Origin of the sequence: Actinomadura rudentiformis (assembly GCF_008923185.1) — a bacterium.
Lineage (GTDB): Bacteria > Actinomycetota > Actinomycetes > Streptosporangiales > Streptosporangiaceae > Spirillospora > Spirillospora rudentiformis.
This window is the reverse complement of record NZ_WBMT01000002.1, coordinates 509,813-532,668: the sequence shown is the minus strand read 5'-3', so window position 1 is coordinate 532,668 and position 22,856 is coordinate 509,813. Positions and strand designations below refer to the sequence as shown.

Here is a 22,856-nt window from a genome sequence, read left to right as displayed (position 1 = left end):
GGGGTAGTCATGGTCGGGACCGAGGGCTCTTCGATCTTGCTGACCGGAGGAACCGGCTCCTTCGGCAAGGCTTTCCTGCGCCACGCCCTGGAGCACCTCGACCCGCGCCGGGTGGTGGTCTTCTCCCGGGACGAGCTCAAACAGTACGAGATGCGCGGTCTCTTCGGAGACGACCCCCGGCTGCGCTGGTTCATCGGCGACGTCCGCGACCGCGAGCGGCTGCGGAGGGCCATGCACGACGTGGAGTACGTCGTGCACGCGGCGGCGCTCAAGCAGGTCGACACGGCCGAGTACAACCCGTTCGAGTACGTGCAGACCAACGTCCAGGGCTCGCAGAACGTCATCGAGGCGGCCATCGACTGCGGGGTGCGCAAGGTCGTCGCGCTCTCGACCGACAAGGCGTCCAGCCCCATCAACCTTTACGGCGCCACCAAGCTGGTCGCCGACAAGCTCTTCGTGTCGGCCAACCACTACGCCGCCAGCTACGACACCCGCTTCGCGGTCGTGCGCTACGGCAACGTGATGGGCAGCCGCGGCTCGGTGATCCCGTTCTTCCGGCGGCTGGCCGAGCGCGGCGAGAGCCTTCCGATCACCGACAAGCGGATGACGCGCTTCTGGATCAGCCTGGAGCAGGCGGTCGAGTTCGTCGTCGACTCGTTCGGGCTGATGCGCGGCGGAGAGCTCTACGTGCCGCGCATCCCGAGCATGCGCATCATGGACCTCGCCAGGGCGGTCGCCCCGCAGAGCCTGATCCACGAGATCGGCGTGCGGCCGGGCGAGAAGCTGCACGAGGAGATGATCGCGCCCGACGACAGCCGCCGCACGGTCCGGCTGCCCGGCCGCTACGTGGTCATGCCCACGATCGCGACCTGGGGATACGTCCCCCCGCAGGGCGGCGAGCCGGTGCGCGAGGGCTTCAGCTACCGGTCGGACGACAACGACATGTGGTTGACCGCCGACGACCTGCAGGGTCTGCTCGCCACCTGCGGGTGAGGTCATGCTCCCCTACGGCCGCCAATCCATCGACGACGCCGACATCGCCGCCGTCACCGAGGTGCTGCGCGGCGACTGGCTCACCACCGGGCCCGCCGTGGCCGGCTTCGAGGAGGCGCTTGCGTCCTGGACCGGCGGGGTGCCGTGCGTCAGCGTGACCTCGGGGACGTCGGCGCTGCACGTCGCCTACGCGGCGGCGGGAGCCGGCCCCGGCGACGAGGTGGTGACGTCCCCGATGACCTTCGTCGCCACGGCCTCGACGGCCATGCTGCTGGGGGCGCGCGTGGTGTTCGCCGACGTCAGCGATGACACGGCCAATCTCGACCCGCAGGCCGTCGAGGTCGCCCTCTCGTCCCGGACCAAGGTCGTGACGGCCGTCGACTACGCCGGGCATCCGGCCGACTATGCGGCCCTGCGGCCCCTGGCGCACGCGCATGGAGCGGTGCTGGCGGCGGACGCCGCGCACTCGCTGGGCTCCCGGCTCGACGGAGTCCCCGCGGGCGCGCTCGCCGACATCACGACCTTCTCGTTCTTCCCGACCAAGAACGCCACCACCGGCGAGGGCGGCGCGGTGGCGGTGCCCGACCCGGAGCTGTTCGACCGGGCGCGCCGGTTCCGCTGCCACGGTCTCGTGCGGGAGGCGGAACGGCTGCGATCGCCTGACGAGGGCGGATGGCATCAGGAAGTCCACACGCTCGGGTTGAACTACCGGCTGCCGGACGTGCTGTGCGCGCTCGGCACCAGCCAGCTCCGGCGGCTCGGGGACTTCAAGGCACGGCGTGCCCGTCTCGTGGCGCGCTACAACGAGCTGCTGGCCGATGTGGACGGCCTGCGGCTCCCCGCCGCGAGGGCGGGGGCCGACCCGATGTGGCACCTGTACGCGGTGCGGATCCTGGGCGGGCGCCGCCGCGAGGTGTACGACCGGATGCGCGCGGCGGGCATCGGGGTCCAGGTGAACTACGTCCCGGCCTACCGGCATCCGGTCTTCGAGGATCTCGGCTACCGGCGCGGGATGTGCCCGGTCGCGGAGTCCTTCTACGCCGAGCAACTGTCGCTGCCGCTGTTCCCCGACCTCACCGAGGCGGAGCAGGACCGGGTGGTGGCGGCACTGCGGGACGCCCTCGCCTGAGACCCCGGGGTCGTTCCTCAGATCGGTGTGTGGTCGATCAGCTTGACGTGGGTGGCGGATTTCGGGGCTTCCTGCTGGGAGATCGTCAGCAGTATCGGCTGCGCCTGGGCCGGCACGACGACGGTGAATCCGCCTTCGGGCCGGTGGGAGACCGGCAGCGTCGTGACCGCGCCGTCGCCCAGCCCGACGGCCTGGACCTGCAGCCAGTCGAGGACGTGCGGCCCGGGTGACGCCGCGGCCTCGAGCCCTCGCTGCGCGATCACCCGGGCCTTCCTGCGTGCCCGGTCCATGTGCCGCCGCCAGCGCGGGCCGCCCTTCGCGCCGCGCAGGACGGGCGGTGTGCCGCGAACGAATCCGAAGGTCAGCCGGGCGGAGGCACCGGCGCACGGGTTCACCACGAGCATGCCGGCGCTGAGGAAGGTCGAGCCCTGCTCCGTGAGCATCTGGGCGTTGAGGCCGCCAGTGCTCACCAGCCCGAGCCGTTCGCTCGTACGGGCATCGAGGGTGTCGCCGGCGGACCACGCGACCGGAGGGGCGGCGGCGGAACCGACCGAGATGGTGTTGACCACCATTCCCGTCGTCGCCTGCGGCGCCAGCGCGGAGGCCGCCGCGACGGCCGCGCCGCTCGCGGACCGCCACTCGTGTGCACCCCACAGCTCGAAGAGCGCGAGGCCACCGGCAGGGAGCTCATCGGGCGCGAGGGTCACGCCGAGCTCACCGATCGCCCGTCCCTGGCCCACCGGGCGCGGGGCGAGCAGCAGCGCGCCGCGCACCTCGCGCTGGGCGCAGACGACCACCAGCCGCGGCCGCTCGGCCCCGGATCGCGGCACGTCCTCGTGCACGTAGCGGTCCCAGTACGTGGGGGTGTGGCGGTCCAGGCTCAGCCGGAGCGTCACCCGGGCCGGGCCGTCGCCGATCGCGGCCGCGCTCAGGCCGAACGCCGCCGGTGACGCGATGCAACGGCCCACGTTGCCCGTCCGGCGCAGGAAGCCCTCGGTGACGCGCAACACGGGGTGCTTGCCGTCGGTGAGCTGGGCCGGGACGGGTCCGGCCCGGTCGTGGTCGTAGCGCGTCGCCAGGTAGCCGGGAGTGTCAGCCTGCATCGTTCGCACCGCCCTTTCTCATCGCCGGCAGCAGCTCGGTCAGGGACCCGGAGTCGGTCAGATCGAACCTGGTGAGGAACGGCTCGCGCCTGGTCCACATCCGGCGGACCGAGGTGAAGAGGGGATCGGCGTCGCTCTCGACCGCCCTCATATTGATCTCCAGGGTGCGCAGGTGCGTGTCCTCGGGCATGACGTCCCAGTGCGGCACGAGCAGCGAGGAGACGTCGGTCGCGCTGCGGTAGAACCACGACCACAGCCGGGCGCGCTCGACCTGTTCCGCGCTGATCAGGGTTTCCCTCCGGGTCAGTGCCTCGATGGACCTGGTGAGCGTCTTCCAGTACGCATCGGCGTCGGGCACCACCGTGGACATCCCGCACGCGCTCCATTCCGACCACCCCGCCTGGATGACGGGCGTGCCGAACGCGGGCAGCTCGTTGCTGACGCTGCCGCGGACGGTGATCCCCAGATCGGTGAGGCTCCACATCGCGTTCTTGGACAGGTCGTTGCTCGACATGAAGGTCAGGTGGCCGGCGCGGCCGTAGGAGTCGGCGAGCGTGGCGAACATGCCGGTGGAGTCGTACTTGTCCTGGTTCGGATGGTCGAGCAGCAGCCAGTTCGCCTTCGGATGAGCGGCGGCGAAGGCCACGGTCTCCTGGAACCACTCGGCCAGGTCGGCGAAGACCTCACGGTTCGTGCCGAGCGCGTCCGAGACCGCGTGGTTGAAGACGGTGATGACCGGGAGCGCGGGATCCAGGCCGAGCTTCGCCATCCCGTAGGCGCGGAACTGCTCGCGCTCGGTCAGGTTGGTGAGCTCGCACAGGGCGTTGGGCCCGAACCGCCACCAGCTCGGGCGGCCCAGATTGCCGCGGGTGCGCCAGGCGACCAGTTCCGCCGCCGGTCGGATGATGTCCCGGTTGCCCCAGACGTGCCGGTCGAAGTAGGCACCGATCTGCCGTGTGAGCTCCGCCCGGAAGGTCGCCTCGCCCTGCCGGTGCTCGGGGAAGAGCGTGTAGGCCTTCAGCGACCCGGTGGACTGGACGTGCACCACGGGGACCTCGAAGCGCGTCGCCGCCTCCGTGCCCAGGCCCCAGGGGTCATAGTCCACATGGCTCGTCACGAAGGCGATCGGCTTGAGCGCGCGGAAGAGCATCTCGTAGACGGCGGCGAACGCGGCCGAGCGCGGACGCTGCTCGCGCAGTCTGGGGTTGTCGTGGCGGTCCCCCTCCAGGCGCGGCACCAGGTCCAGCCGGCACGCGGAGGCGTAGGCGATCTCGTCGAGGACACCCGGGTCGATGGACGACCATCGGACGGCCGTCTCGTCCGTCTCTTCAGCGGCGGCGGCGGATCCGACGGTCAGCGTCCGTCCGCAAAGATCGAACGTGGGAGGCCTGTCATCCGGCGCCGCCGCCACCTGGTCGACCAGTGCGTGCACGTCGACGACCTCGGTGACGGCGAAGGCCTCGCCGAGGCGCCGCACCTTCTCGACGTTGAAGTCCTCCCAGATGGTTTCGTACCAGCTCTCGTCCGTGCCGGTCAGGACGAGGACGCGCGCGGGCCGCACCCGCCGGATCGCGTTGGCCAGGGCCAGGTTGCGGAGCACGTTGCGGAACTGGTGGTGCATCGCCTCGACGACGATCCAGTCCTCGCCCGGCGTCGCGGGCAGATTGTTGCGCCAGAAGACCGAGGCCACCGACAGGAACCGGTCGTAGTTCGCGGGTGTGGCGTTGAGTCTCACAGGGACCCCCCGGGTGAGATCGTCATGACGCGGCTGAACTCGCGGAGCAGGTCATAGCCGTCCCAGATCGCGGCGAAGGAGAGCGCCGAGCCGACCGGCACGACGCGGTCGACGCCCCGCGCCCCGGCGGCGGCCGCGAAGGCCCGCAACGCCGCGGGCGGGAAACCGAACGTGCTGAGCGTCTGGTCCTTACGGGTGATCAGCGGGATCAGGTCGTCGAGGTCATCGATGACGGCGCAGGCGAAGGTGCCCGCACCCAGCCACCGGCGCGGCAGGCGGGCCGGCTCGGTGAGGTCGAGCGTGGCGATCGTGTTGCCCTGGAAGCGGATGGCGGACGCGTCTCCGGCAGCCGCCATGCCGTAGGTGGCGACGCGCTTTTCCACGGCCATGGCGGCGTCCACGGTGAAGCCGCGTGCCGCGACCGTCTCGGCGAGCAGGTCCTCGAACTGCCGGCGGGCATCGGCTGCGGCGGCGGGCTCGCCGACCCAGAAGAGCGTGCGGGGAGAGGAGCAGGCCGCCTGGTCGAACCAGTACGTGTCGTTGGCGAAGCCGTCCACGACTGCCCGGCGCCGCTCCGGGCCGGCGGCGTGCCACCCGTTCACCGAGATCGCGGCCAGCGAGGACCGGTCGGGGAAGGTCAGGTCGCGGGCTGACGGCCGCAGCCGATGACGCCGGATGGCCGTGACCGACGCGTCGCCGCCCCAGACGACCCGCAGGTCGCAGGCCGCCGAGAGCGCCTCCGTCGTCGCGTCCGACCGTTCGTAGCCGACCAGCCGCTGGGTCTGGGCCACGGCCGGATCGGCCTGGTCGAGAGCATCGTGCAGCACCTGCAGAATCACGGAAGACGCTCCGCCACCACGTGTGGACAGGCGGACGATGTTGGCGTTGCCCGCGAGTGCCGACAGCGCCCATGAATAGACGAAGACCGTGTCCACATTGGCGGGCGGGATGTGGAAGACGAGCCCGCGCGGGAAGCGGAGACGGTCGTCCGAGTGCTCGGCCGCGCCTTCGAGGACGCGGGACAGCTCGCTCGGCCGCAGGAAGAAACCGAGCGCGCCCAGCTCGGGATGGCGCCGCATGACCGACGGCTTGAGCAGCCGCCGCGAGACCGCGCCGAGGAACTCTTTGAGCCGCTCATCGCCGAACGTGAGCGGGCCGCCCACCGGAGGGGCAGTGACCTCGGCCAACAGCGTGCCGACGGGGACGGGCTCACCTGACGGGAAATGTTGCCGGACGCTCATGCCGCCGCACCTCCCGGCCGTGCCGCGAAGGTGTCGCTGCAACCCCGGGCTTCGGCGCGCGGAAGGCGTCCTAGCACGGAGAAGCGCTTGCCGGGCCAGTCGCCGTCGTCGATGCCGTGGACCACGCCGAGGTCCTCGGTGAGGAGGACATGCCCCGGGTAGGAGCGCGGCAGCGTGCTGACCACTTCGAGCAGCCCCGGCACGCCGGGCTCGGTCTCCGCCCAGGTGGTGGGGTCGCGGACGATGACGTCGGCGATGTCGGGGCAGTAGAGCGAATCCCCGCTCGGACCCTCCAGGAAGACGGTGCCGATCTGCTCCACCATCCCGTAGAAATTGTGGATCCGCGTCAGGCCGGTGTGCTCGGCGAAACAGCTCCGGAAGTCGGCGTTGTCCACAGCCTGTGCGGCGAGCTTCTTCCAGCCGCCGGAATGGACGAGGACGCCTCGGGACAGGTCGAGGCCGGCCGCCCGCGCCGGCTCGTAGAGATACCGCCACACCATGAACGTGAAGCCGAAGATCAGGAACGGGGCGTCGCCGTGGCGGGCGAGGAAACCCTTCAGCGCGGAGAGGTCAGGACGGTCGTCCTCGTCCAGGATCCAGGTGTGGTCGCGGCCGAAGTTCGCCATGCCGAGCACGCCGGCCGCACGGGCACTGGATGAGCGCGTCGTCGTCCGGCTGTCGACGATCAGCATGGGGAGCCGCCGGGGGCCGAGGACGGTCCGCATCGTCCGGGCGAGCATGCGGGCCTGGGTGGCGGCCGCCTCCCTGTCCAGGTGGATCCGGCTGATCGCCCCGGTCGTGCCGCTGGAGGTCAGCACGCGGAACACGGCGTCGTCGGGGACGCTCTTCAGCACGTGGTCCTTGAACATCCTGACCGGCAGCCACGGGAGCTCGGCCACCGCGGCGTACTCCCGGCCGTCCCCACCGCCGTCCGCATGGCCGATCGCTTTGAGGATCCGGTCGTACGCGGGGCAGGCAGCGCGGTGATGCCTGGTCAGCCGGACGAGCTGGGGGAGCAGCCGTTCTTCCTTGTCCTGCTGGGCGAGGGCGAAGACGTCCTGGGCCGTAACGGTCATGAGCGTGCCTCCAACGCCCGGTAGTCGACCTTGCCGTTCGCGAGAAGGGGGAGACGGTCGATGCCGCGGACTTCGATCCCGGTGTTGTGCAGCCGCAGCTCCTCGGCCAGCGCCGGGGCGGCGCGGCGGCAGATCTCGGCGGTGGCGCGCTCGGCCCACACGATCACCCGGTCGTCGGCGCCGACCGCCGCCACGCTGCCGAGGCCACGGGCCAGGCGTTCCACGTCGTCGAGATTCAGCCGGGTGCCGAACACCTTGCCGATGCGCTTGAGCCGCCCGGTGAGATAGAGGAAGCCCTCGTCGTCGAGGTGGCCCAGATCTCCGGTCGCGAGCGTCCCGCCCAGGTCGTCGCCGCGAGCGAGGTCCTCGGCGCGCTCGGCGTACCCCATCATCACGCTGGGACCTTGGTAGACGACCTCTCCGACGGTCTGCGGCGATGCCGTCGCCTCGCCGTCGCCGTCGCGGATCGAAAGCCGTCCACCGGGGATGGCCGGGCCTACTGAGCCCGGCTTGCCGGCGAGCCGTTCCGGAGGGAGCGCGGTCATGCGTGCGGTGGCCTCGGTCTGCCCGTACATGACGTGCAGCCGCCCGCCCACCGATTCCATCCGCGCTGCGAAGTCGGTGAGCAGCTCCGGGCGCAGCCGTCCTCCGGCCTGCGTGAGAGTCCGGAGGGAGGGGTGACGGGCAGGGTCGAAGCGGAGCCTGCGCAACATCTCGTACTGGGCGGGGACGGCCGCCAGCGACGTGACACCGTGGTCGGCCACCGTCGCCCAGAAGGTGCGGCTGACGATGCCGCCGGCCTCGAACACCACTGTCGCCCCGGCGACCAGGTGGCTGTTCAGCACGGACAGGCCGTAGCTGTAGAAGAGCGGCAGGCTCGTCGGCGCGACCTCGCCTCCGTCGATGCCGAGCGCGGCCGCGATCGAACGGGCGTTGGCGAGGACGGCGGCATGGGCGAGCCTGACGAGTTTGGGGCTGCCCGTCGAGCCGGAGGTGGCGAGCAAGAGCCCAAGATCGGGATGGGGCACCACCTCGGACGGCCGTTCCGGACACCAGGCCGGCCCCAGTGCGGGCAGGTCGGCCGGGCGGTATCCGCAGGGCGCCTCCGTGCCGCCGAGCAGGACCGCGGGCTCGTAGCGGCGGACCAGGTCGTGCATCGTGGTCGCCGGCAGGGCCGGGTCGAGCAGCGCGATCGGGCGTCCCACCGCCATGGCGCCCAGGTAGCGCACGGCGGCGTCGACCGAGATCGGGGTCCGTGCCATGACGAGCCCGGAAGGAGCCCGGAGGTAGCCGGTCGCCGCCTCGTCCACCCGCGCGCGCAGGGTGGCGCCGGTGAGTGTGACCCCGGTGGCTGCGTCGACCAGCCGCGCGGTGGGGTGGAGCAGCGTGGGGGAGCTCAGAGGACCAGCCCCCCGTCCACACCGATCACTTGCCCGGTGACGAAGCGGGCGCCGTCCGACAACAGGAACGCGATGACGTCCGCCACGTCCTCGGGCCGGCCCAAGCGGCCGAGCGCGGTGGCCGCGACGCGTTCAGCACGGTCCTGGTCATGCAGGGTCGCCAGCATGTCGGTGTCGATGAAGCCCGGAGCCACCGCGTTGACCCGGATCCCGGCCGGGCCCAGCTCCTTGGCGGCGGCGAGGGTGAGGCCGAGCACGGCGGCTTTGGACGCCCCGTACACCGCCTGGCCCGGCGCCCCTTTCGCGCCCATCACCGAGGAGAGCATGACGACGGAGGGACGGATGCCGCGGCGCATCAGGCGCAGGGCGGCCTGGAGGGTGTGCGCGGTGCCCGCGGCGTTCACCGCGAAGAGCCGCTGCACGTTCTCGGCGCTCGTCATGCCGAGCATGCCGGCGTCGTGCACGCCCGCGTTGACCACCAGGGCGTCGAGGCGGCGATGGCGGTCGAAGACGGCGCGCATCATCGCCGCGACGGCGGCCGGATCGCCGACGTCGCCGGAGACGACCAGCGGGTCGCCGTCGAACCCCTTCGCCGCCGCCTCGGCGGCGTCCATGGTCCGCCCGTGCAGCACCACCGAGTAGCCGTCCGCGGCCAGCCGGCGGGCGGTGGCCAGCCCGATCCCGCGCGACGAGCCCGTGACGAGCGCGACGCGGGGCGAGACCCCGGACTCCGGGGTTTCAGACAAGGTGCTTCTCCAGCAGCTCCCGCGCCTTGCCGAACGAGCTCATGTCGATGACGTCGTCGATGTCGATCATGATGTCGAACTCGTCCTCGAGGGCCGCGACGAGCGCCATGTGCGCGAGCGAGTCCCACTTGTCGATCCCGCGGTACTCCAGGACGTCGACCTCGACCTCGTCGCCCAGGTTGAGGGCACTGCGGAAGACCCGGCGCAGCCTCTCGTCATCGATCACGGCTCCCCCTCGTGATGGCGTATCGTGCTGGCTCAACCACGGATTGTAGTGGCGACGTCGGTCATTGGGGGTGCGATGCTCAGGGAGGTGTCCGACTCCGACCTCGGAGCACTCCTCCGTTGGCGCAACCACCCGGAGGTCCGGAAGGCCAGCTTCACCACCCACGAGATCGGTGAGGCCGAACACCGCCGCTGGTGGTCACGGGTGTGCGCCGACCCGACCCGCCGCGTGCTGATCTACGAGCACCGGTCCACGCCGTGCGGGGTCGTCACCTTCTCCGGCCTTGACGGCGCCGAGGCCTGGTGGGGTTTCTACCTCGACCTCGACGGGCTGGGTGAGAGCGGCGAGCTGCTGCACGCCTGGCTCGGTTTGGAGAAGGCGGCGATCGCGCACGCGTTCGGCCCGCTGGGCCTGCGTGTGCTGCGTGGCGAGGTGCTGGCCGCCAACGAGGCCGTGCTCCGGTTCCACCGGCGATGCGGCTTCACCGAGTCCGGCCGCCACGTACGCGAGATCGACGGCGAGGAGCAGGTGGTCGTCCACATGGAGCTCAGGAGGGGCAGATGAACGAGGCTGTGGCGAACCGGGCCGTCACGGTGGGGCCGCACTCCGTCGGGGCGGGTGACCGGCCGTTCATCGTGGCCGAGCTGTCCGGCAACCACAACGGAGACCTCCGGCGTGCCCTCGCCATCGTCGACGCGGTGGCCGACGCGGGCGCCCACGCGGTCAAGCTCCAGACGTACACGGCCGACACCCTCACCATCGACGTCGACTCGCCGCGGTTCAGGATCGGTGACGGGCACGAGCTGTGGGGCGGGCGCAGCCTCTACGAGCTCTACGAGCAGGCGCACACGCCGTGGGACTGGCACGCCCCCCTCTTCGAGCGCGCCCGCGAACGCGGCCTGGTCGCGTTCTCCAGCCCGTTCGACCCGACCGCGATCGGCTTCCTGGAGGCGCTCGGCGCGCCCGCCTACAAGATCGCCTCGTCCGAGCTGGTCGATCTCCCGCTGATCCGGCTGGCGGCGGGCACCGGCAAGCCGTTGATCATCTCAACCGGGATGGCGAACGTCGGCGAGATCGACGCGGCGGTCCGCGCGGCCCGCGAGGCCGGCTGCGAGCAGCTCGTCGTCCTCGGCTGCACGGCCTCCTATCCGGCCGCCCCCGAAGACGGCAACCTGCGTGCGCTGCCGCTGCTGGCGGAGACGTTCGACGTGCCGGTCGGCTATTCCGACCACACCCCCGGCATCGGCGTCCCGATCGCCGCCGTCGCGCTCGGGGCCTGCCTGATCGAAAAGCACGTGACTCTGGACCGCGCGGACGGCGGCGTCGATTCGGCGTTCTCGCTGGAGCCGGCCGAGCTCGCGGCGCTCGTCGTGGAGAGCGAGCGGGCATGGCGGTCGCTCGGCGCCGCCCGCATCGGGCCCCGGCCGGGCGAGCGCGAGGGCCTGCGCTTCCGCCGTTCCCTCTACGTCGTGGAGGACGTCCGGGCGGGGGAGCCGGTGACCGACCGCAACGTCCGTTCCATCCGCCCGGCCGGCGGCCTCCCCCCGGACGCCTTCGAATCCGTGTGCGGCCGAACGTTCGCGGGCGACGTGCGCCGGGGCACTCCGGTCACCTGGGAGCTCTTCTGACCCGCGGCCGGCGCAATGGCCGCATCAATTCACACCGATCCGCATCGTTGATGGTCACCATTGCGCATTCATCGGTGCGCGGTTGAAGTCATTTCTGGAGGGCACACGGCATTCGACGGGGACATTCCCGGGCCGGATGATCGGCGGTGAGAAATGCCTCTGGGTAAAGGATTGGTCGATCAATTACGGGTCGTGTAAAGGCAGGGAAGGGGTGGATATGCGCTCGGTTCGTCAGCGGGAGCACGTTCTCATGCTGAAGGGGGGAATGTTCGATGCACAAGGTCATTGCGGCCCTGGCGGCGATGGCGCGGGTCGTCCTGGACGCGCACTCCGAGCATCTGCCCACGGCGGATCCGGTCGTGGTTCGTGAGATCTTGGTGGGGCTCGGCTATGCCGTTCCGATGAGCTCGAGCGGTCTTGCGGCGGGGCTGCGCGAGTTTCAGGGCCACGTCGGCCTGACGCCCGACGGGGCCGCGGGGCCGCGTACGGTGCACGCGCTGGCCGAGGCGCGCCGAGCCGTACGGATCGTCAGCGTGGACCAGTTGCCACCGCGGGAGATGCCGGAGCTCGCGTGGGCGGGGCGGGGTGACGCGGTAGGCCGGGGTGAATCGGCAGGTCGGAGCGGATGGGCAAGGCCTGAATGGGTAATACCTGGACGGGCAGTACCTGAACGGGCAGTACCTGAACGGGCAGGGCGTGAATGGACAGGTCGGGGCGAGGTGCCCCCGGTCACCCCGGGAGGTCGTTGAGGCTCTCGACCGTCTCGAACGCCCGGTGCGTGCCGGTGATGTCGAGGATCTTGCGCACCCGGTGGTGCAGGCCCAGCAGCACGAGCCGCCCGCCGCGGGCGTGGATCCACCGGCTTGACCGGAGCAGGGACTCCAGCCCGGAGGAGTCCATGAACCACACGTCGGTCATGTCCACGATCACGCGCGGCTGGGGGGCCAGGCCGGCCTGGTCGATGGCGTTGGTCAACACCGGCCGCCCGCAGAGGTCCAATTCGCCGGTCAGGTGAATGACCGTCCACAGTCCGATCCGGTCGACCTTCGCCCCGAGTGTCTCCAGCACTTCACACCTCGCGTCCAAACGGCTACGTCCAAGGTAGATGGAGTTGTCCGGCGGCGTAAGAGCGACGGAGGAGCTAATCGACATCCACCACGATCGGGGCGTGATCGGATGGGCCCTTGCCTTTGCGGGCCTCGCGGTCGACATATGCCGACCGGACGCGTTCGGCCACTGGCGAGCCGGCGTAGAAGAGGTCGATGCGCATGCCCATGTTCTTGTGGAACATGCCGGCCCGGTAGTCCCAGTAGGTGAAGGGATGCGGGCCCTTCATGGGGGTCGGGACCACGTCGTGCAGGCCCAGCGACAGCAGGTCGGCCAGGGCCTGCCGTTCGGCCGGTGTGACGTGCGTGGAACCGGCGAAGACAGCCGGGTCCCATACGTCCGCGTCGGTCGGCGCGACGTTGAAGTCGCCGGTGGCCACCAGCGAGCGGTTCTTCTCGAGTTCGCCGGTGAGGGCCGCCTTGAACGCCGCGAACCATGCGAGCTTGTAGGCGTAGTGCGGTGAGCCCACCGTGCGCCCGTTCGGTGCGTACAGGGACCACACGCGGATCCCGTCGCAGGTCGCGCCGAGCGCCCGTGCCTCGGCCGCCGGCGGCGGGAGCTCCTCGTCGAGCAGCGTCGGCTCCTCCGGCGGGTTGACGAAGCCGGGCTCTCCGGGGAAACCCCGTGTCACGTCCTCCAGGCCGACCCGCGAGAGGATCGCGACACCGTTCCAGCGGCCGTCGCCGTGAGCGGCGGTCTCATAGCCGAGCTCGGCGACCTCCGACGCGGGGAAGTCGCCGGCGGAGCACTTGGTCTCCTGAAGGCAGAGGACGTCGGGCTTCGTCTCGGCCAGCCATTCCAGCAGCCGCGGCAGGCGTGCTTTGACCGAGTTGACGTTCCAGGTCGCCAGGCGCATGCCTCAAGCTTGCCATCCCGGCGTGACAGCCGCCCTCACACGGCTTGTGACCTCACACGACTTGTGACCCGGGAATCGCGGCTGTCTCGCTGACCACGCGGCGGCGGACGACCGAGAGCGGGCCCAGGCCCGCCAGAGCCTGGATGACCGCCGCGGTCAGCCGGGGCTTGGCGGGGAGGGCGACCGCGAGTCCGATGGTCGCCGCGTCGGCGAGGCCGACCGGGTCCAGATCGGCGAGGTCGGCGAGAGTCTGGGTGGGGGTGCCGGTGGTCAGACCGGCGAGTTCGCGGGCGTCGGCCGAGTCGCGGTCGCCGCAGATCAGCATCAGGTCGGCGGCCTCCGCGATCGCGCGTACGGTGTCGGCCCGGTCGGAGGCGGCATAGCACCAGCCGTCGGGATGGGGACCGCGCGCCAGGGGGTACCTGGCCCGGAGCGCGGTGACCAGGCGCGCCGCCTCGTCCGCCGCCATGCCGGTCTCGACGACGTAGGAGATCCGCTCCGGCAGATCGAGGTGCCGGATGTCCTCCTCGTTCTCGACGAGGACCGTGTCGTCCGGCGCCTGCCCGGTGAACGAGCCGATGGCCCGGTGGTCGCGCCGTCCGACGATCACGACGGTGTCGCCGCGGTCGGCGAACCGGCGGAGCTCGCCGAGCGCCTCGGTCACCAGGGGGCACGTCGCGTCGACGACCCGCAGGCCGCGTGCGGCGGCCTCGGCCCGTACGCCCAGCGGGACGCCGTGGGCGGGGAACACGACGGTCCCGCCGTCGGGCACCTCGCTCAGATCATCGATCTCGATGAGACCGTCCGCCTCCGGCGGTCGCCCGATCACGTAGGCCGGGCCGCGGCGTCCGGTCTCCTCCATCGTGCGCAGCGCCCGGGTGGCGCCCATGCACCGCGGTTCGACACCGGACACCAGAACGCGGCGCATGCGCGGCGTCCGTGACCAGACGTCCATGGTCTCGCGGGCCGTCGCGAGGGCGGCGGGATCGTCGCAGTGGGCGGCGACGCCGAACCCTTCCGCGTGGCCGTCCTTGGTGAGGTAGGTGGTCGTGTACAGCAGGCCCTCGCCGTGCCACTGGCCCAGCTGCGCTTGGCCGCGCCGGGCGGCCGGGCCCAGCCGTGCCGCGAGGGCGGGCGCCACCGCACACTCCACCAGCCCTCGCCGGGGATGCAGAAAAGAATCCGCCACGAGGATCTCGCCCACGGCGACGCCGTATACCGCGAACGATTCATGCCACAACGTACGATCCATCGGAGCCCCCGAATTGCTACCTCTTTCAGTATGTGAATACGGAGGCAACGGGACGGCAGCCCAAGGTCATGGGATCGGGAAAAAACACTTGATTGTGGGTTTTGAACGCTTTTGGGCTTTTTGGCACGCTAGGTGGGCCGGTGTGCACGGGCGAAGAGAGTGACGCCGGGCCAGGATTTGAGCGGAAGCCGGCGTTCGAGCGACGTGAGCAGGCTCAAGCCCTCGTTCAGAGCCGGGTGAACGTTGGCCATGTCCTCGCAATGGGCCATCCGGTGACGGCGCAGCCTGACGAACGGGCGGAGCACGACATTGCAGCTCCACACGCGGTCGAGGGCGAGACCGGCGGTCGCGAGCGTGTCGGTCAGCGTCCGGCGGGTGTAGCGGCGGATCCGTCCGAGGGCGACGTCGTGGGTGGACCAGAGCTTCATGTCGCACGGGACGGACACCAGCGCGGTGCCGCCGGGACGGAGAACGCGGGTGATCTCCGCCGTGGCGGTGGCGTCGTCCTCGATGTGCTCCAGGACGTTCAACGCCAGCGCGAGGTCGAAGGAGCCGGAGGGCAGCGGCAGGAAGCACGCGTCGGCGTAGTAGGCGTCCATGCCCTGCGCCAGGCAGAGGTCGACGGCGGTCTCGGTGTTGTCGATCGCGGTGGCGCGCCAGCCGTGGTCGAGGAGTACCCGGGTGTTGCCGCCGCCGGCGGCGCCGATGTCGACGGCGCGGCCCGGGGCGCCGAGACGGCGCAGCTCCCGGGCGATGATCTCCCGGCGTTCGCGGTACCACCAGTTGTCGTCCTCGATCTCGGCGACCCGCTGGATCTCGATGGTGTCCACGCCACCAGCCGACGCGACCGGCCGCCGTGCCGCCAGCACCATCGCCGGGCCCGGCCGGATCGTTGGCCGGTTCTTGATCAGCGGATGGGGTTGACGCTGCCCTGGCCGCGCCCTAGCCGCGCCTGCGGCGGAAGAGGTAGCGGACGGCCAGCAGCACGGCGACGGCGGCGGCGACGGCCGGGATGGCGCGCCGCACGATGGACGGGCCCGCGACCGCGAGCAGGTCGATCGCGTCCTCCTCCTGCCGCGGCCGGACGGGCAGCGGCCGCACGGTCGACTCCGCCGGGCTGGCCGGGCGCTGCGCCGGAACGGTGGGCATGGCCTCCTGAGCGGAGGCAGGCTCGGGCTCGGGCGTCGAGGCGGGCTCCGGCTCGACGACCGGGATGTCGGGGCGGGTGTCGAAGATCGACGGCGGCGGAGCCGCGGTGTCTTCGATCTTGTCCGGCGCGACCTTGTCCTGAGCGGCCTCGGCGGCGGCCTGCTGGTCGACGGCGCCGCCGGCCGCCTGCTCGGCGGCCTCGGTGGGGGACTCCAACTCCTTGGCGAGCGCCTTGGCGAACCGGGTGACGAGCTTGGCGCCGACCTCGGCGAGGATGTTGCGGCCGAACTGGGCCGGGCGGCCCGTCACGTTCAGCTTGGTGTGGACCGTGACCCGGGTGGTGTCGCCCTCGTCATGCAGGCGCGCCTGGACGGTCGCGGAGGCGGTGCCGGAGCCGCGGGCCTCCTTCGCGGCGGCCTCGATGGTGACGGTGCGCGAGGACGCGTCGGCCGCGGCGATCCGGGCGGTGCCGCGGTAGGTGACGGTCATCGCGCCGACCTTCACCTTGAGGCGGCCCGCGTACTCGTCGCCGTCGACCGAGTCCAGCGTCGCGCCGGGCATGCAGAGCGCCACGCGCTCCACGTCGAGCAGCACCGACCAGGCCTGATCCACCGGTACGGGGACGGTGAATTCGTGGTCGAGCTCCATGGTGGGAATTCCTTCACATCCGGGGGGCTTGTCCGTGACCCTACGACCGTCACCTACCCGCTCGCCAGATTCGCAGGTGAGGATCGCATGTCGCGTGGGTGCGGCCGGGCGGGTGATCATGCGGCCGGGCCCTGGGGCGTGTGGGTCCGGCCACATGATCACGGACCGGGGGTCAGACGGCCGCCGCGGCGGTCAGGGCACGGGCGGTGAGCACCCGCGCCAGGTGCGTCCGGTACTCCGGCGAGCCGTGCAGGTCGCCGGGCGGCTCGGTGCCCTCGGCGGCCCGTTCGGACGCGGCGCGGAAGGAGTTCTCCGAGACGGAACGGCCCTCGATGAAGCGCTCGACCTCGGTGGCCCGGACGGGCGCCGGACCCATGTTGGTCAGGGCCACCCGGGCGTCCTCGATCGCGCCGCGTTCACGCCGTACGGCGCACGCGACGCCGACGATCGCCCACGCCTGCGCCGTGCGGTGGAACTTCTCGTAGTGCGCGCCCCAGCCCGGCCCGAGCTTGGGCACGCGCACGCCGATGAGCAGTTCGTCGGGCTCCATCGCCGAGGTCATCCAGTCGACGAAGAAGTCCGCCGCGGGGATCTCCCGGTCACCGCGCACGGACCGCACGACGAAGACCGCGTCGAGCGCGAGCGCCACCGCGGGCAGGTCACCGGCCGGGTCGGCGTGCGCGAGCGACCCGCCGAACGTGCCGCGATGCCGCACCGCCGGGTCGGCGACGGTCGCCGTGGCCTTGGCGATCAGCGGCGCGTGTTCGAGGACGAGGGGGTCGCGCACCACCTGGTGGTGCGTGGCCATCGCGCCGATGAACAGGTCGCCGTTCTCCGAGCGGATCTGCCGCAGCGACTCGACCCGGTCGAGGTCGATCAGCGCGTCCGGGTAGGCCAGCCGGAGCCGCAGCAACGGCATCAGGCTCTGCCCGCCCGCCAGCACCTTGGCGTCCTCGCCCGCCTGCGACAGCGCCGAGACGGCCTCCTCGATCGAGGACGGGCGGATGTAGTCGAAGGTGGGAGGGATCATCCCTGGCCCCCTTCCTGGTCTCCCTGCGCCGAGCCGAGTCCGCCGCCCGCGCCGGGCTGCGCGCCGCCGGGGCCTTCGGGTTCCTCGCCGAAGGCTTCGCGGAGCGCACGCCAGACACGTTCGGGTGTGCATGGCATCTGCACGTCCCGCACGCCGTGCTGGCGGAGCGCGTCGACGATCGCGTTGACGACGGCGGGCGTGGACGCGATGGTGCCCGCCTCGCCGACGCCCTTCACCCCGAGCGGGTTGGACGTGGCGGGGGTCTCGGTCCGGTCGGTGACGAACGCGGGCAGGTCGGCCGCCGACGGCACCAGGTAGTCGGCCATCGTCGTGGTCGTCAGGTTGCCGTCCGCGTCGTACACCGCCTCCTCGTACAGCGCCTGCGCGATGCCCTGCGCGAGCCCGCCGTGCACCTGCCCGTCGACGATCAGCGGGTTGACGACCGAGCCGATGTCGTCCACCGCCACATACGAGCGGATCTTCACGAAGCCGGTCTCGGTGTCGACCTCGGCGGCGCACAGATGTGTGCCGTGCGGGAACGAGAAGTTCTCCGGGTCGAACGTGGCGTCGGAGTCCAGCGACGGCTCGACGCCTTCGGGGAAGTCGTGCGCGGACAGCGTCGCGCCCGCGACCTCGGCCAGCGTCATCGACGCCCCGTCGCCGCCGACTCCCCTCACGCTGAACGAGCCGTTCGCGTAATCCAGGTCGGTCTCGGCTGCCTCCAGCAGATGCGCCGCGACCTTGCGGGCCTTCTCGACGACCTTCTGGCAGGCGTTGTGGACCGCGATGCCGCCGATCGTCAGCGACCGCGAGCCGTAGGTGTCCCACCCGCGCGGCGCGATGAGCGTGTCGCCGTGCAGCACTTTCACGTCCTCGAACGGCACACCGAGCGCGTCCGCCGTGATCTGCGCCCAGGCCGTGTCATGGCCCTGGCCGTGCGGCGACGTCCCGGTGACGACCTCGACCTTGCCGGTGCCGAGCACCCGCACGGTCGCGTGCTCCCAGCCGCCCGCCGCCGACCGCACCTGGGCGAGCGCGCGCGACGGCGCGAGACCGCACATCTCGGTGTACGTCGAGACTCCGATGCCGAGCTGCACGGTGTCGCGGCGTTCACGCCGGTCGGCCTGCTCGGCGCGCAGCTTGTCGTACTCGAACAGCGCGAGCGCCTTGTCGGTGGCGGCCTCGTAGTTGCCCGAGTCGTAGGTGAGCCCGGTGATCGTGGTGTAGGGGAACTCCTCGTGCTTGATCCAGTTGCGGCGCCGTACCTCCAGCGGGTCGAGCCCCAGCTCGGCGGCCAGCTCGTCCATCATCCGCTCGACGCCGAACGTCGCCTCCGGCCGTCCCGCGCCGCGGTAGGCGTCGGTGGGGGTCTTGGTCGTGAAGACCCCGGTGCAGGTGAACGAGTAGGCGTCCATCTTGTAGATGCCGTTGAACATCGGCGCGCCCAGCGTCGCGATGCCCGGCGTGAGGAGCATCAGGTACGCGCCCATGTCGGACAGGATGTCGACCTTGAAGCCGCGGATCCGCCCGTCGGCCTCGGCCGCCATCGTCAGCCGCTGGATCTGGTCGCGGCCGTGGTGGACGGTCATGTTGCCCTCGCTGCGCGACTCGGTCCACTTGACGGGACGGCCGAGCCGCTTGGCCAGCAGCAGGAGGAGCACCTCCTCCCCGTACACCTGGAGCTTGGAGCCGAACCCGCCGCCGACGTCCGGCGCGATCACCCGGATTCGGTGCTCGCCGATGCCGGTCACCGACGCCAGCATCAGCCGCAGGATGTGCGGCACCTGCGTCGCCGACCACATCGTGAACTCATCGCCATCTGGCTGGCACACCACGGCCCGCGGTTCCATCGCGGTCGGGATGAGCCGCTGCTGCATGTACCGGCGCTCGACCGTCACGGGCGCGTCGCGGAAAGCGGCGTCCACGTCGCCGCTTTCGACGACCAGCCGGTAGCACTGGTTGGTGCCCAGGTCGCCGTGCACGAGGTCGCTGCTCTGCCGCAACGCCTGTTCCATGTCCGTCACGGCGGGCAGCGGCTGGTAGTCGACGTCGATGTCCTCCAGAGCGTCGATCGCCGCGTACCGGTCGCGCGCCACCACGCACGCCACCGGCTCGCCCACGTACCGCACCTCGGCGACGGCCATCGGCGGGTGGTCCGGGATCAGGATGTCCTCGGTGACCGGCCACGCGCACGGCAGGCTGCCCTGCTCGTCGGCGAAGTCCTGGCCGCTGAACACCGCGAGCACGCCCGGCCGGCTCTTCGCGGCCTCGACGTCCACCCGGGTGATGCGCGCGTGCGCGTACGGACTGCGCAGGAACGCCACATGGCACAACCCAGGAAGTTGCAGGTTGTCAGTCCACTGAGTCCGGCCCGTGATGAGCCGCGCGTCCTCGCTCCGCAGCCGCGCCTTGCCTACCTCGGTCACGGCGCCACCTCCGACTGGGCGGGCTGGCGCATCTCATCAGCGGCCTTGCGCACTGCGCGGACGATGTTCTGGTAACCGGTGCAACGGCAGAGGTTGCCCTCCAGGCCCTCCCGGATCTCCTCCTCGGACGGATCGGCGTTCTCCCGCAGCAGGTCGATCGACGCCAGGATCATGCCGGGTGTGCAGAACCCGCACTGCAGGGCGTGTTCCTCGTGGAAGGCCCGTTGCATCGGATGGTTCGTCCCGTCGGTCCCCAGCCCCTCGACCGTGGTGATCCCCCGGCCGTCGGCCTGGACGGCGAGCACGGAGCAGCTCTTGACGCTCATCCCGTCGAACAGGACGGTGCAGGCTCCGCAGTTGGTGGTGTCGCAGCCGATCGGGGTGCCGACCTTCCCCAACCGGTCACGGAGGTAGTGAACGAGCAGGAGGCGCGGTTCGACGTCGTCCTCGTACGTCACACCGTCGACCTCGACGCGGATTCGTGGCATTCGATCTCCCAGGGGCGTCTCTTGGGTGGGGGTGTACGGGAGAGAACGTCCCTGGGGGCGGAGCGCGCTGAACAGGCCGCGGCATCGAGGCCACCTCCGGAGGAAGGAGGGCGACCTTTTGAACGTATGCCTACTCGGAATCGCGTACTAGACCCTGACGTGCGCCTTTTCTGCCGACTTTGACCGGTGGGGGCGGGACCTCAGCGGGCCGGGGTGAGTTCTTGCGCGTAGAGGACCTTGCCGTCGATGTCGCGGAGGCGTGCGGTCAGGTGGCCGCTCCTGCCGTTGATGTCCACCTCGCCGAAGAACTGGTAGCCCTCGGCCGGGGACGTGTTGGCGCGCGGAGGTGTCTGGCGGAACTTCAGCTGGGGGCCGAAGGTGGATTCAAGGTTGTTGGGACCGAAGGCGCCGGCGTTGAGAGGGCCGGTGACGAACTCCCAGAAGGGGTCGAAGTCCTGGAAGGCGGCCTTCGCGGGGTCGTAGTAGTGGGCCGCGGTGTAGTGCACGTCGGCGGTCAGCCAGACCATGTTGCGGACGCGGTGCTTCTTGGCGTACGAGAGCAGGTCGGCGATCTCGCGTTCGCGGCCCAGGGGCGCGCCGTTGTCGCCTTGCGCGATGCCTTCGAACGCGGTGCCGTCGGGGACGATCAGGCCGAGCGGGAGGTCGGCGGCGATCACTTTCCAGGTGGCCTTGGAACGGCGGAGCTCGCGCTTGAACCAGGCGAGCTGTTCGGCTCCGAGGATCTGGCCCCTGACGGAGTTGTTGGCGTTGTTCGCGTCCTTGTAGGTGCGCATGTCGAGGACGAAGACGTCCAGGAGCGGGCCGTAGGAGATGCGGCGGTAGACGCGGCCCTTCTTGGCGGTCGAGATCGGCGTGTACTCGAACATGGCCTGGCGGGCCCGGGCGGCCAGGACGTCGACGCGCTTCTCGGTGTACTGCGGGAGGTCGAGGATCTCGCCCGGGTACCAGTTGTTGACGACCTCGTGGTCGTCCCACTGGTTGATGATCGGGGTCCGGGCGTTGAACGCCTGGAAGTTGGCGTCCAGGAGGTTGTAGCGGAACTGGCCGCGGTATTCGGCGAGGGTCTCGGCGACCTTGGTCTTCTCGGGGATGACCAGGTTGCGCCATGTACGGCCGTCGGGCAGCTGGACGGTCTCAGCGAGGGGATTGTCGGCGTAGACCAGGTCGCCGCTGCAGATGAAGAAGTCGGGGTCGACCGCGTTCATGGCCTTGAAGATGCGGAAGCCGCCGAGGTCGGGATTGATGCCCCAGCCCTGGCCCGCGAGGTCGCCCGACCAGACGAACGAGACGTCCCGGCGGTGGCGGGGCGCGGTGCGCAGGCGGCCGGTGGTGGGAGCGGACGTGGCATGGCTGTCGAGATCCGCCAAACGGACGCGGTAGTGGAGCTCCTCGCCGGCGGGCAGGCCGTGCAGGAACGTCTTGCCGGTCAGGTCGGAGGACGGTGTGAGCACCGGGCCGCGGACGTGGCGCGAGTGCCGGAAGTCCGGGCGGCGGCTGACCTCGACCAGCATGCGCGCGGGACGGTCGGAGCGTGCCCAGACGAGGGCCTCGTGCGCCGTGACGTCACCGCTCTGGACGCCGTTGGTGAGACGGGGGCGGCTGCGGATCAGGGCGGGTGCCGCCTGTGCCGCGGGGGAGAACAGGCCCAGGGCCGCACCGCCGCCCGCCACCAGGCCACCACGCAAGAGACTCCGCCGGTCCAGCGCCATGACGACTCCGTTCACACGAGTTTGCGTTCGACCATGTCGAGATCAGGACGTGCGCATGCTCTCGTGTCGTGGCGTACACGACCAGGCCCGAATATGGCTTTTCCGTGAACGCGCGACATCTCGTGATCATTTGGGCATCGACTTGACAGCGTTCCGTAGTGGAGTGTCTCCTATACCTCATGCCAGCGCGCATCTCCCTCTGCAGCCCCGTGGCCCTTCGCCGCGTGGCCAGCGCGCTGTGTCCTTCGTGTTGTTGTCGCTGATCAGCGATCTTCCCGCCGGGTGACGTCTTCCCCGGCCTGCTCTCCCGTTCGACCTTTCCCATGGCTCATCGGCCATCAGCGGCCGTACACGAAGGACTTTCTGTGAACCTCGACATGGTTCCCGACATCACGATGCGTGGCCAGGACGACCCCCACGGGCGGTCGTCCGTCGTGCGGCCCCCGACGGTCGGGCAGCTCGCCGCGCGCATCCATGACCTCGCGGCCCGTCCCGGAGACTGGTGGGCGCTGGTGCGATTCGCCGCCGACGGTCCGGTGCGGGTACGGCTGGACGAGGTGGACGGCATCAAGCTGTGGCTGACCACCTGGCCGCCCGGCCACCGGACCGACGTGCACGACCACGCGGGCACGGAGGTCAGCACGGTCATCGCCGGGGAGCTCGCCGAGGTGCGGATCACCGCCGAGGGCGTGACCGAGCGGCCCCTGCGAGCCAACCGGGTACGCGTCCACGGCGGCGGCCGCACCCACGAGCTCACCAATCCCGGCCCGGCCTACGCGATCACCCTCCACGCCAACCTGGCGTCCTGAGGCCGAAAGCGCCGTGGGGGGGGGGGCGGGGGGGCCCCCGCCCCCGCGCGACTGATAGGGGGGGGGGGGTGTGGGGGGGGGGGG

Annotated in this window: 21 protein-coding genes; 5 read left to right on the top strand and 16 right to left on the bottom strand. The window is 70.9% G+C overall.

What is annotated here, in order from left to right; all coding sequences use genetic code 11:
- The first annotated feature begins 9 nt into the window (after positions 1-9).
- Together pseB and F8566_RS05935 are read left to right on the top strand one after the other, a co-directional pair.
- Positions 10-993, top strand: coding sequence for a UDP-N-acetylglucosamine 4,6-dehydratase (inverting) (gene pseB, locus F8566_RS05940; protein WP_151558804.1), 984 nt, complete (start codon positions 10-12; stop codon positions 991-993).
- A gap of 4 nt (positions 994-997) precedes the next feature.
- Positions 998-2,122, top strand: a complete 1,125-nt coding sequence (locus F8566_RS05935) for a DegT/DnrJ/EryC1/StrS family aminotransferase (protein ID WP_151558802.1) — start codon at positions 998-1,000, stop codon at positions 2,120-2,122.
- 17 nt (positions 2,123-2,139) lie between these two features.
- On the opposite strand, the gene F8566_RS05930 is transcribed toward F8566_RS05935, so the two are convergent.
- From F8566_RS05930 to F8566_RS05900, 7 genes are read right to left on the bottom strand one after another with little or no spacing between them, the layout of a single operon-like run.
- Complete coding sequence (locus tag F8566_RS05930) at positions 2,140-3,225, bottom strand: hypothetical protein (RefSeq protein ID WP_151558800.1); 1,086 nt, start codon at positions 3,223-3,225, stop codon at positions 2,140-2,142.
- Positions 3,215-4,960 (bottom strand): hypothetical protein, encoded by a 1,746-nt coding sequence (locus F8566_RS05925; RefSeq protein ID WP_151558798.1) that lies wholly within the window; start codon positions 4,958-4,960, stop codon positions 3,215-3,217. The genes F8566_RS05930 and F8566_RS05925 overlap by 11 nt, the downstream gene beginning before the upstream one ends.
- A complete protein-coding gene (locus F8566_RS05920; RefSeq protein WP_151558796.1) occupies positions 4,957-6,201 on the bottom strand; it encodes an acyl-CoA reductase in 1,245 nt (414 codons plus the stop codon). The genes F8566_RS05925 and F8566_RS05920 overlap by 4 nt, the downstream gene beginning before the upstream one ends.
- Positions 6,198-7,277, bottom strand: coding sequence for a LuxE/PaaK family acyltransferase (locus tag F8566_RS05915; protein ID WP_151558794.1), 1,080 nt, complete (start codon positions 7,275-7,277; stop codon positions 6,198-6,200). The genes F8566_RS05920 and F8566_RS05915 overlap by 4 nt, the downstream gene beginning before the upstream one ends.
- On the bottom strand, positions 7,274-8,641 hold the full coding sequence (locus tag F8566_RS05910; RefSeq protein ID WP_225992919.1) for an AMP-binding protein: 1,368 nt from the start codon (positions 8,639-8,641) through the stop codon (positions 7,274-7,276). The genes F8566_RS05915 and F8566_RS05910 overlap by 4 nt, the downstream gene beginning before the upstream one ends.
- A 32-nt stretch (positions 8,642-8,673) precedes the next feature.
- Positions 8,674-9,423: an SDR family NAD(P)-dependent oxidoreductase gene (locus F8566_RS05905; protein ID WP_151558790.1), complete on the bottom strand. Its 750-nt coding sequence runs from the start codon at positions 9,421-9,423 to the stop codon at positions 8,674-8,676.
- Positions 9,416-9,649, bottom strand: a complete 234-nt coding sequence (locus tag F8566_RS05900; protein WP_225992906.1) for a phosphopantetheine-binding protein — start codon at positions 9,647-9,649, stop codon at positions 9,416-9,418. Before F8566_RS05900 ends, F8566_RS05905 begins: the two co-directional genes overlap by 8 nt.
- 87 nt (positions 9,650-9,736) lie before the next feature.
- On the opposite strand from F8566_RS05900, the gene F8566_RS05895 reads away from it, so the two are divergent.
- Both F8566_RS05895 and pseI read left to right on the top strand, forming a co-directional pair.
- Entirely contained in the window at positions 9,737-10,213 is a 477-nt protein-coding gene (locus F8566_RS05895) for a GNAT family N-acetyltransferase (protein ID WP_264159289.1), read from the top strand.
- Positions 10,210-11,277: a pseudaminic acid synthase gene (gene pseI, locus F8566_RS05890; protein WP_151558786.1), complete on the top strand. Its 1,068-nt coding sequence runs from the start codon at positions 10,210-10,212 to the stop codon at positions 11,275-11,277. Before F8566_RS05895 ends, pseI begins: the two co-directional genes overlap by 4 nt.
- Before the next feature lie 729 nt (positions 11,278-12,006).
- Here the strand turns inward: pseI and F8566_RS05880 are convergent.
- The 9 genes from F8566_RS05880 to F8566_RS05840 all read right to left on the bottom strand — a co-directional run bounded on the left by F8566_RS05880 (position 12,007) and on the right by F8566_RS05840 (position 21,963).
- Positions 12,007-12,345 (bottom strand): STAS domain-containing protein, encoded by a 339-nt coding sequence (locus F8566_RS05880; protein WP_192809534.1) that lies wholly within the window; start codon positions 12,343-12,345, stop codon positions 12,007-12,009.
- Between the two features lie 73 nt (positions 12,346-12,418).
- Positions 12,419-13,240, bottom strand: coding sequence for an exodeoxyribonuclease III (locus F8566_RS05875; RefSeq protein WP_151558779.1), 822 nt, complete (start codon positions 13,238-13,240; stop codon positions 12,419-12,421).
- Positions 13,241-13,292: 52 nt separating this feature from the next.
- Positions 13,293-14,492: a 4-hydroxy-3-methylbut-2-enyl diphosphate reductase gene (locus tag F8566_RS05870; RefSeq protein WP_151558777.1), complete on the bottom strand. Its 1,200-nt coding sequence runs from the start codon at positions 14,490-14,492 to the stop codon at positions 13,293-13,295.
- A gap of 128 nt (positions 14,493-14,620) precedes the next feature.
- Entirely contained in the window at positions 14,621-15,322 is a 702-nt protein-coding gene (locus F8566_RS05865; RefSeq protein ID WP_151558775.1) for a class I SAM-dependent methyltransferase, read from the bottom strand.
- A 112-nt stretch (positions 15,323-15,434) separates the two neighbouring features.
- Positions 15,435-16,289: an SRPBCC family protein gene (locus F8566_RS05860; RefSeq protein ID WP_151558773.1), complete on the bottom strand. Its 855-nt coding sequence runs from the start codon at positions 16,287-16,289 to the stop codon at positions 15,435-15,437.
- A gap of 172 nt (positions 16,290-16,461) precedes the next feature.
- Complete coding sequence (locus tag F8566_RS05855; RefSeq protein WP_151558771.1) at positions 16,462-17,319, bottom strand: FAD binding domain-containing protein; 858 nt, start codon at positions 17,317-17,319, stop codon at positions 16,462-16,464.
- Positions 17,316-19,745, bottom strand: coding sequence for a xanthine dehydrogenase family protein molybdopterin-binding subunit (locus F8566_RS05850; RefSeq protein ID WP_151558769.1), 2,430 nt, complete (start codon positions 19,743-19,745; stop codon positions 17,316-17,318). The genes F8566_RS05855 and F8566_RS05850 overlap by 4 nt, the downstream gene beginning before the upstream one ends.
- Complete coding sequence (locus F8566_RS05845) at positions 19,742-20,233, bottom strand: (2Fe-2S)-binding protein (RefSeq protein ID WP_151558767.1); 492 nt, start codon at positions 20,231-20,233, stop codon at positions 19,742-19,744. Before F8566_RS05845 ends, F8566_RS05850 begins: the two co-directional genes overlap by 4 nt.
- Positions 20,234-20,433: 200 nt before the next feature.
- A complete protein-coding gene (locus F8566_RS05840; RefSeq protein WP_151558766.1) occupies positions 20,434-21,963 on the bottom strand; it encodes an alkaline phosphatase D family protein in 1,530 nt (509 codons plus the stop codon).
- 365 nt (positions 21,964-22,328) lie between these two features.
- Between F8566_RS05840 and F8566_RS05835 the strand changes: the two genes are divergently transcribed.
- A complete protein-coding gene (locus tag F8566_RS05835; RefSeq protein ID WP_151558764.1) occupies positions 22,329-22,772 on the top strand; it encodes a cupin domain-containing protein in 444 nt (147 codons plus the stop codon).
- Positions 22,773-22,856: the final 84 nt, after the last annotated feature.

Coding starts and splice junctions, on each gene's coding strand:
- F8566_RS05875 (WP_151558779.1), bottom strand. CDS start 13,240: ATGCGCCTGGCGACCTGGAACGTCAACTCGGTCAAAGCACGCCTGCCG.
- F8566_RS05845 (WP_151558767.1), bottom strand. CDS start 20,233: ATGCCACGAATCCGCGTCGAGGTCGACGGTGTGACGTACGAGGACGAC.
- F8566_RS05930 (WP_151558800.1), bottom strand. CDS start 3,225: ATGCAGGCTGACACTCCCGGCTACCTGGCGACGCGCTACGACCACGAC.
- F8566_RS05915 (WP_151558794.1), bottom strand. CDS start 7,277: ATGACCGTTACGGCCCAGGACGTCTTCGCCCTCGCCCAGCAGGACAAG.
- F8566_RS05870 (WP_151558777.1), bottom strand. CDS start 14,492: ATGGATCGTACGTTGTGGCATGAATCGTTCGCGGTATACGGCGTCGCC.
- pseB (WP_151558804.1), top strand. CDS start 10: ATGGTCGGGACCGAGGGCTCTTCGATCTTGCTGACCGGAGGAACCGGC.
- F8566_RS05935 (WP_151558802.1), top strand. CDS start 998: ATGCTCCCCTACGGCCGCCAATCCATCGACGACGCCGACATCGCCGCC.
- F8566_RS05920 (WP_151558796.1), bottom strand. CDS start 6,201: ATGAGCGTCCGGCAACATTTCCCGTCAGGTGAGCCCGTCCCCGTCGGC.
- F8566_RS05860 (WP_151558773.1), bottom strand. CDS start 16,289: ATGGAGCTCGACCACGAATTCACCGTCCCCGTACCGGTGGATCAGGCC.
- pseI (WP_151558786.1), top strand. CDS start 10,210: ATGAACGAGGCTGTGGCGAACCGGGCCGTCACGGTGGGGCCGCACTCC.
- F8566_RS05840 (WP_151558766.1), bottom strand. CDS start 21,963: ATGGCGCTGGACCGGCGGAGTCTCTTGCGTGGTGGCCTGGTGGCGGGC.
- F8566_RS05855 (WP_151558771.1), bottom strand. CDS start 17,319: ATGATCCCTCCCACCTTCGACTACATCCGCCCGTCCTCGATCGAGGAG.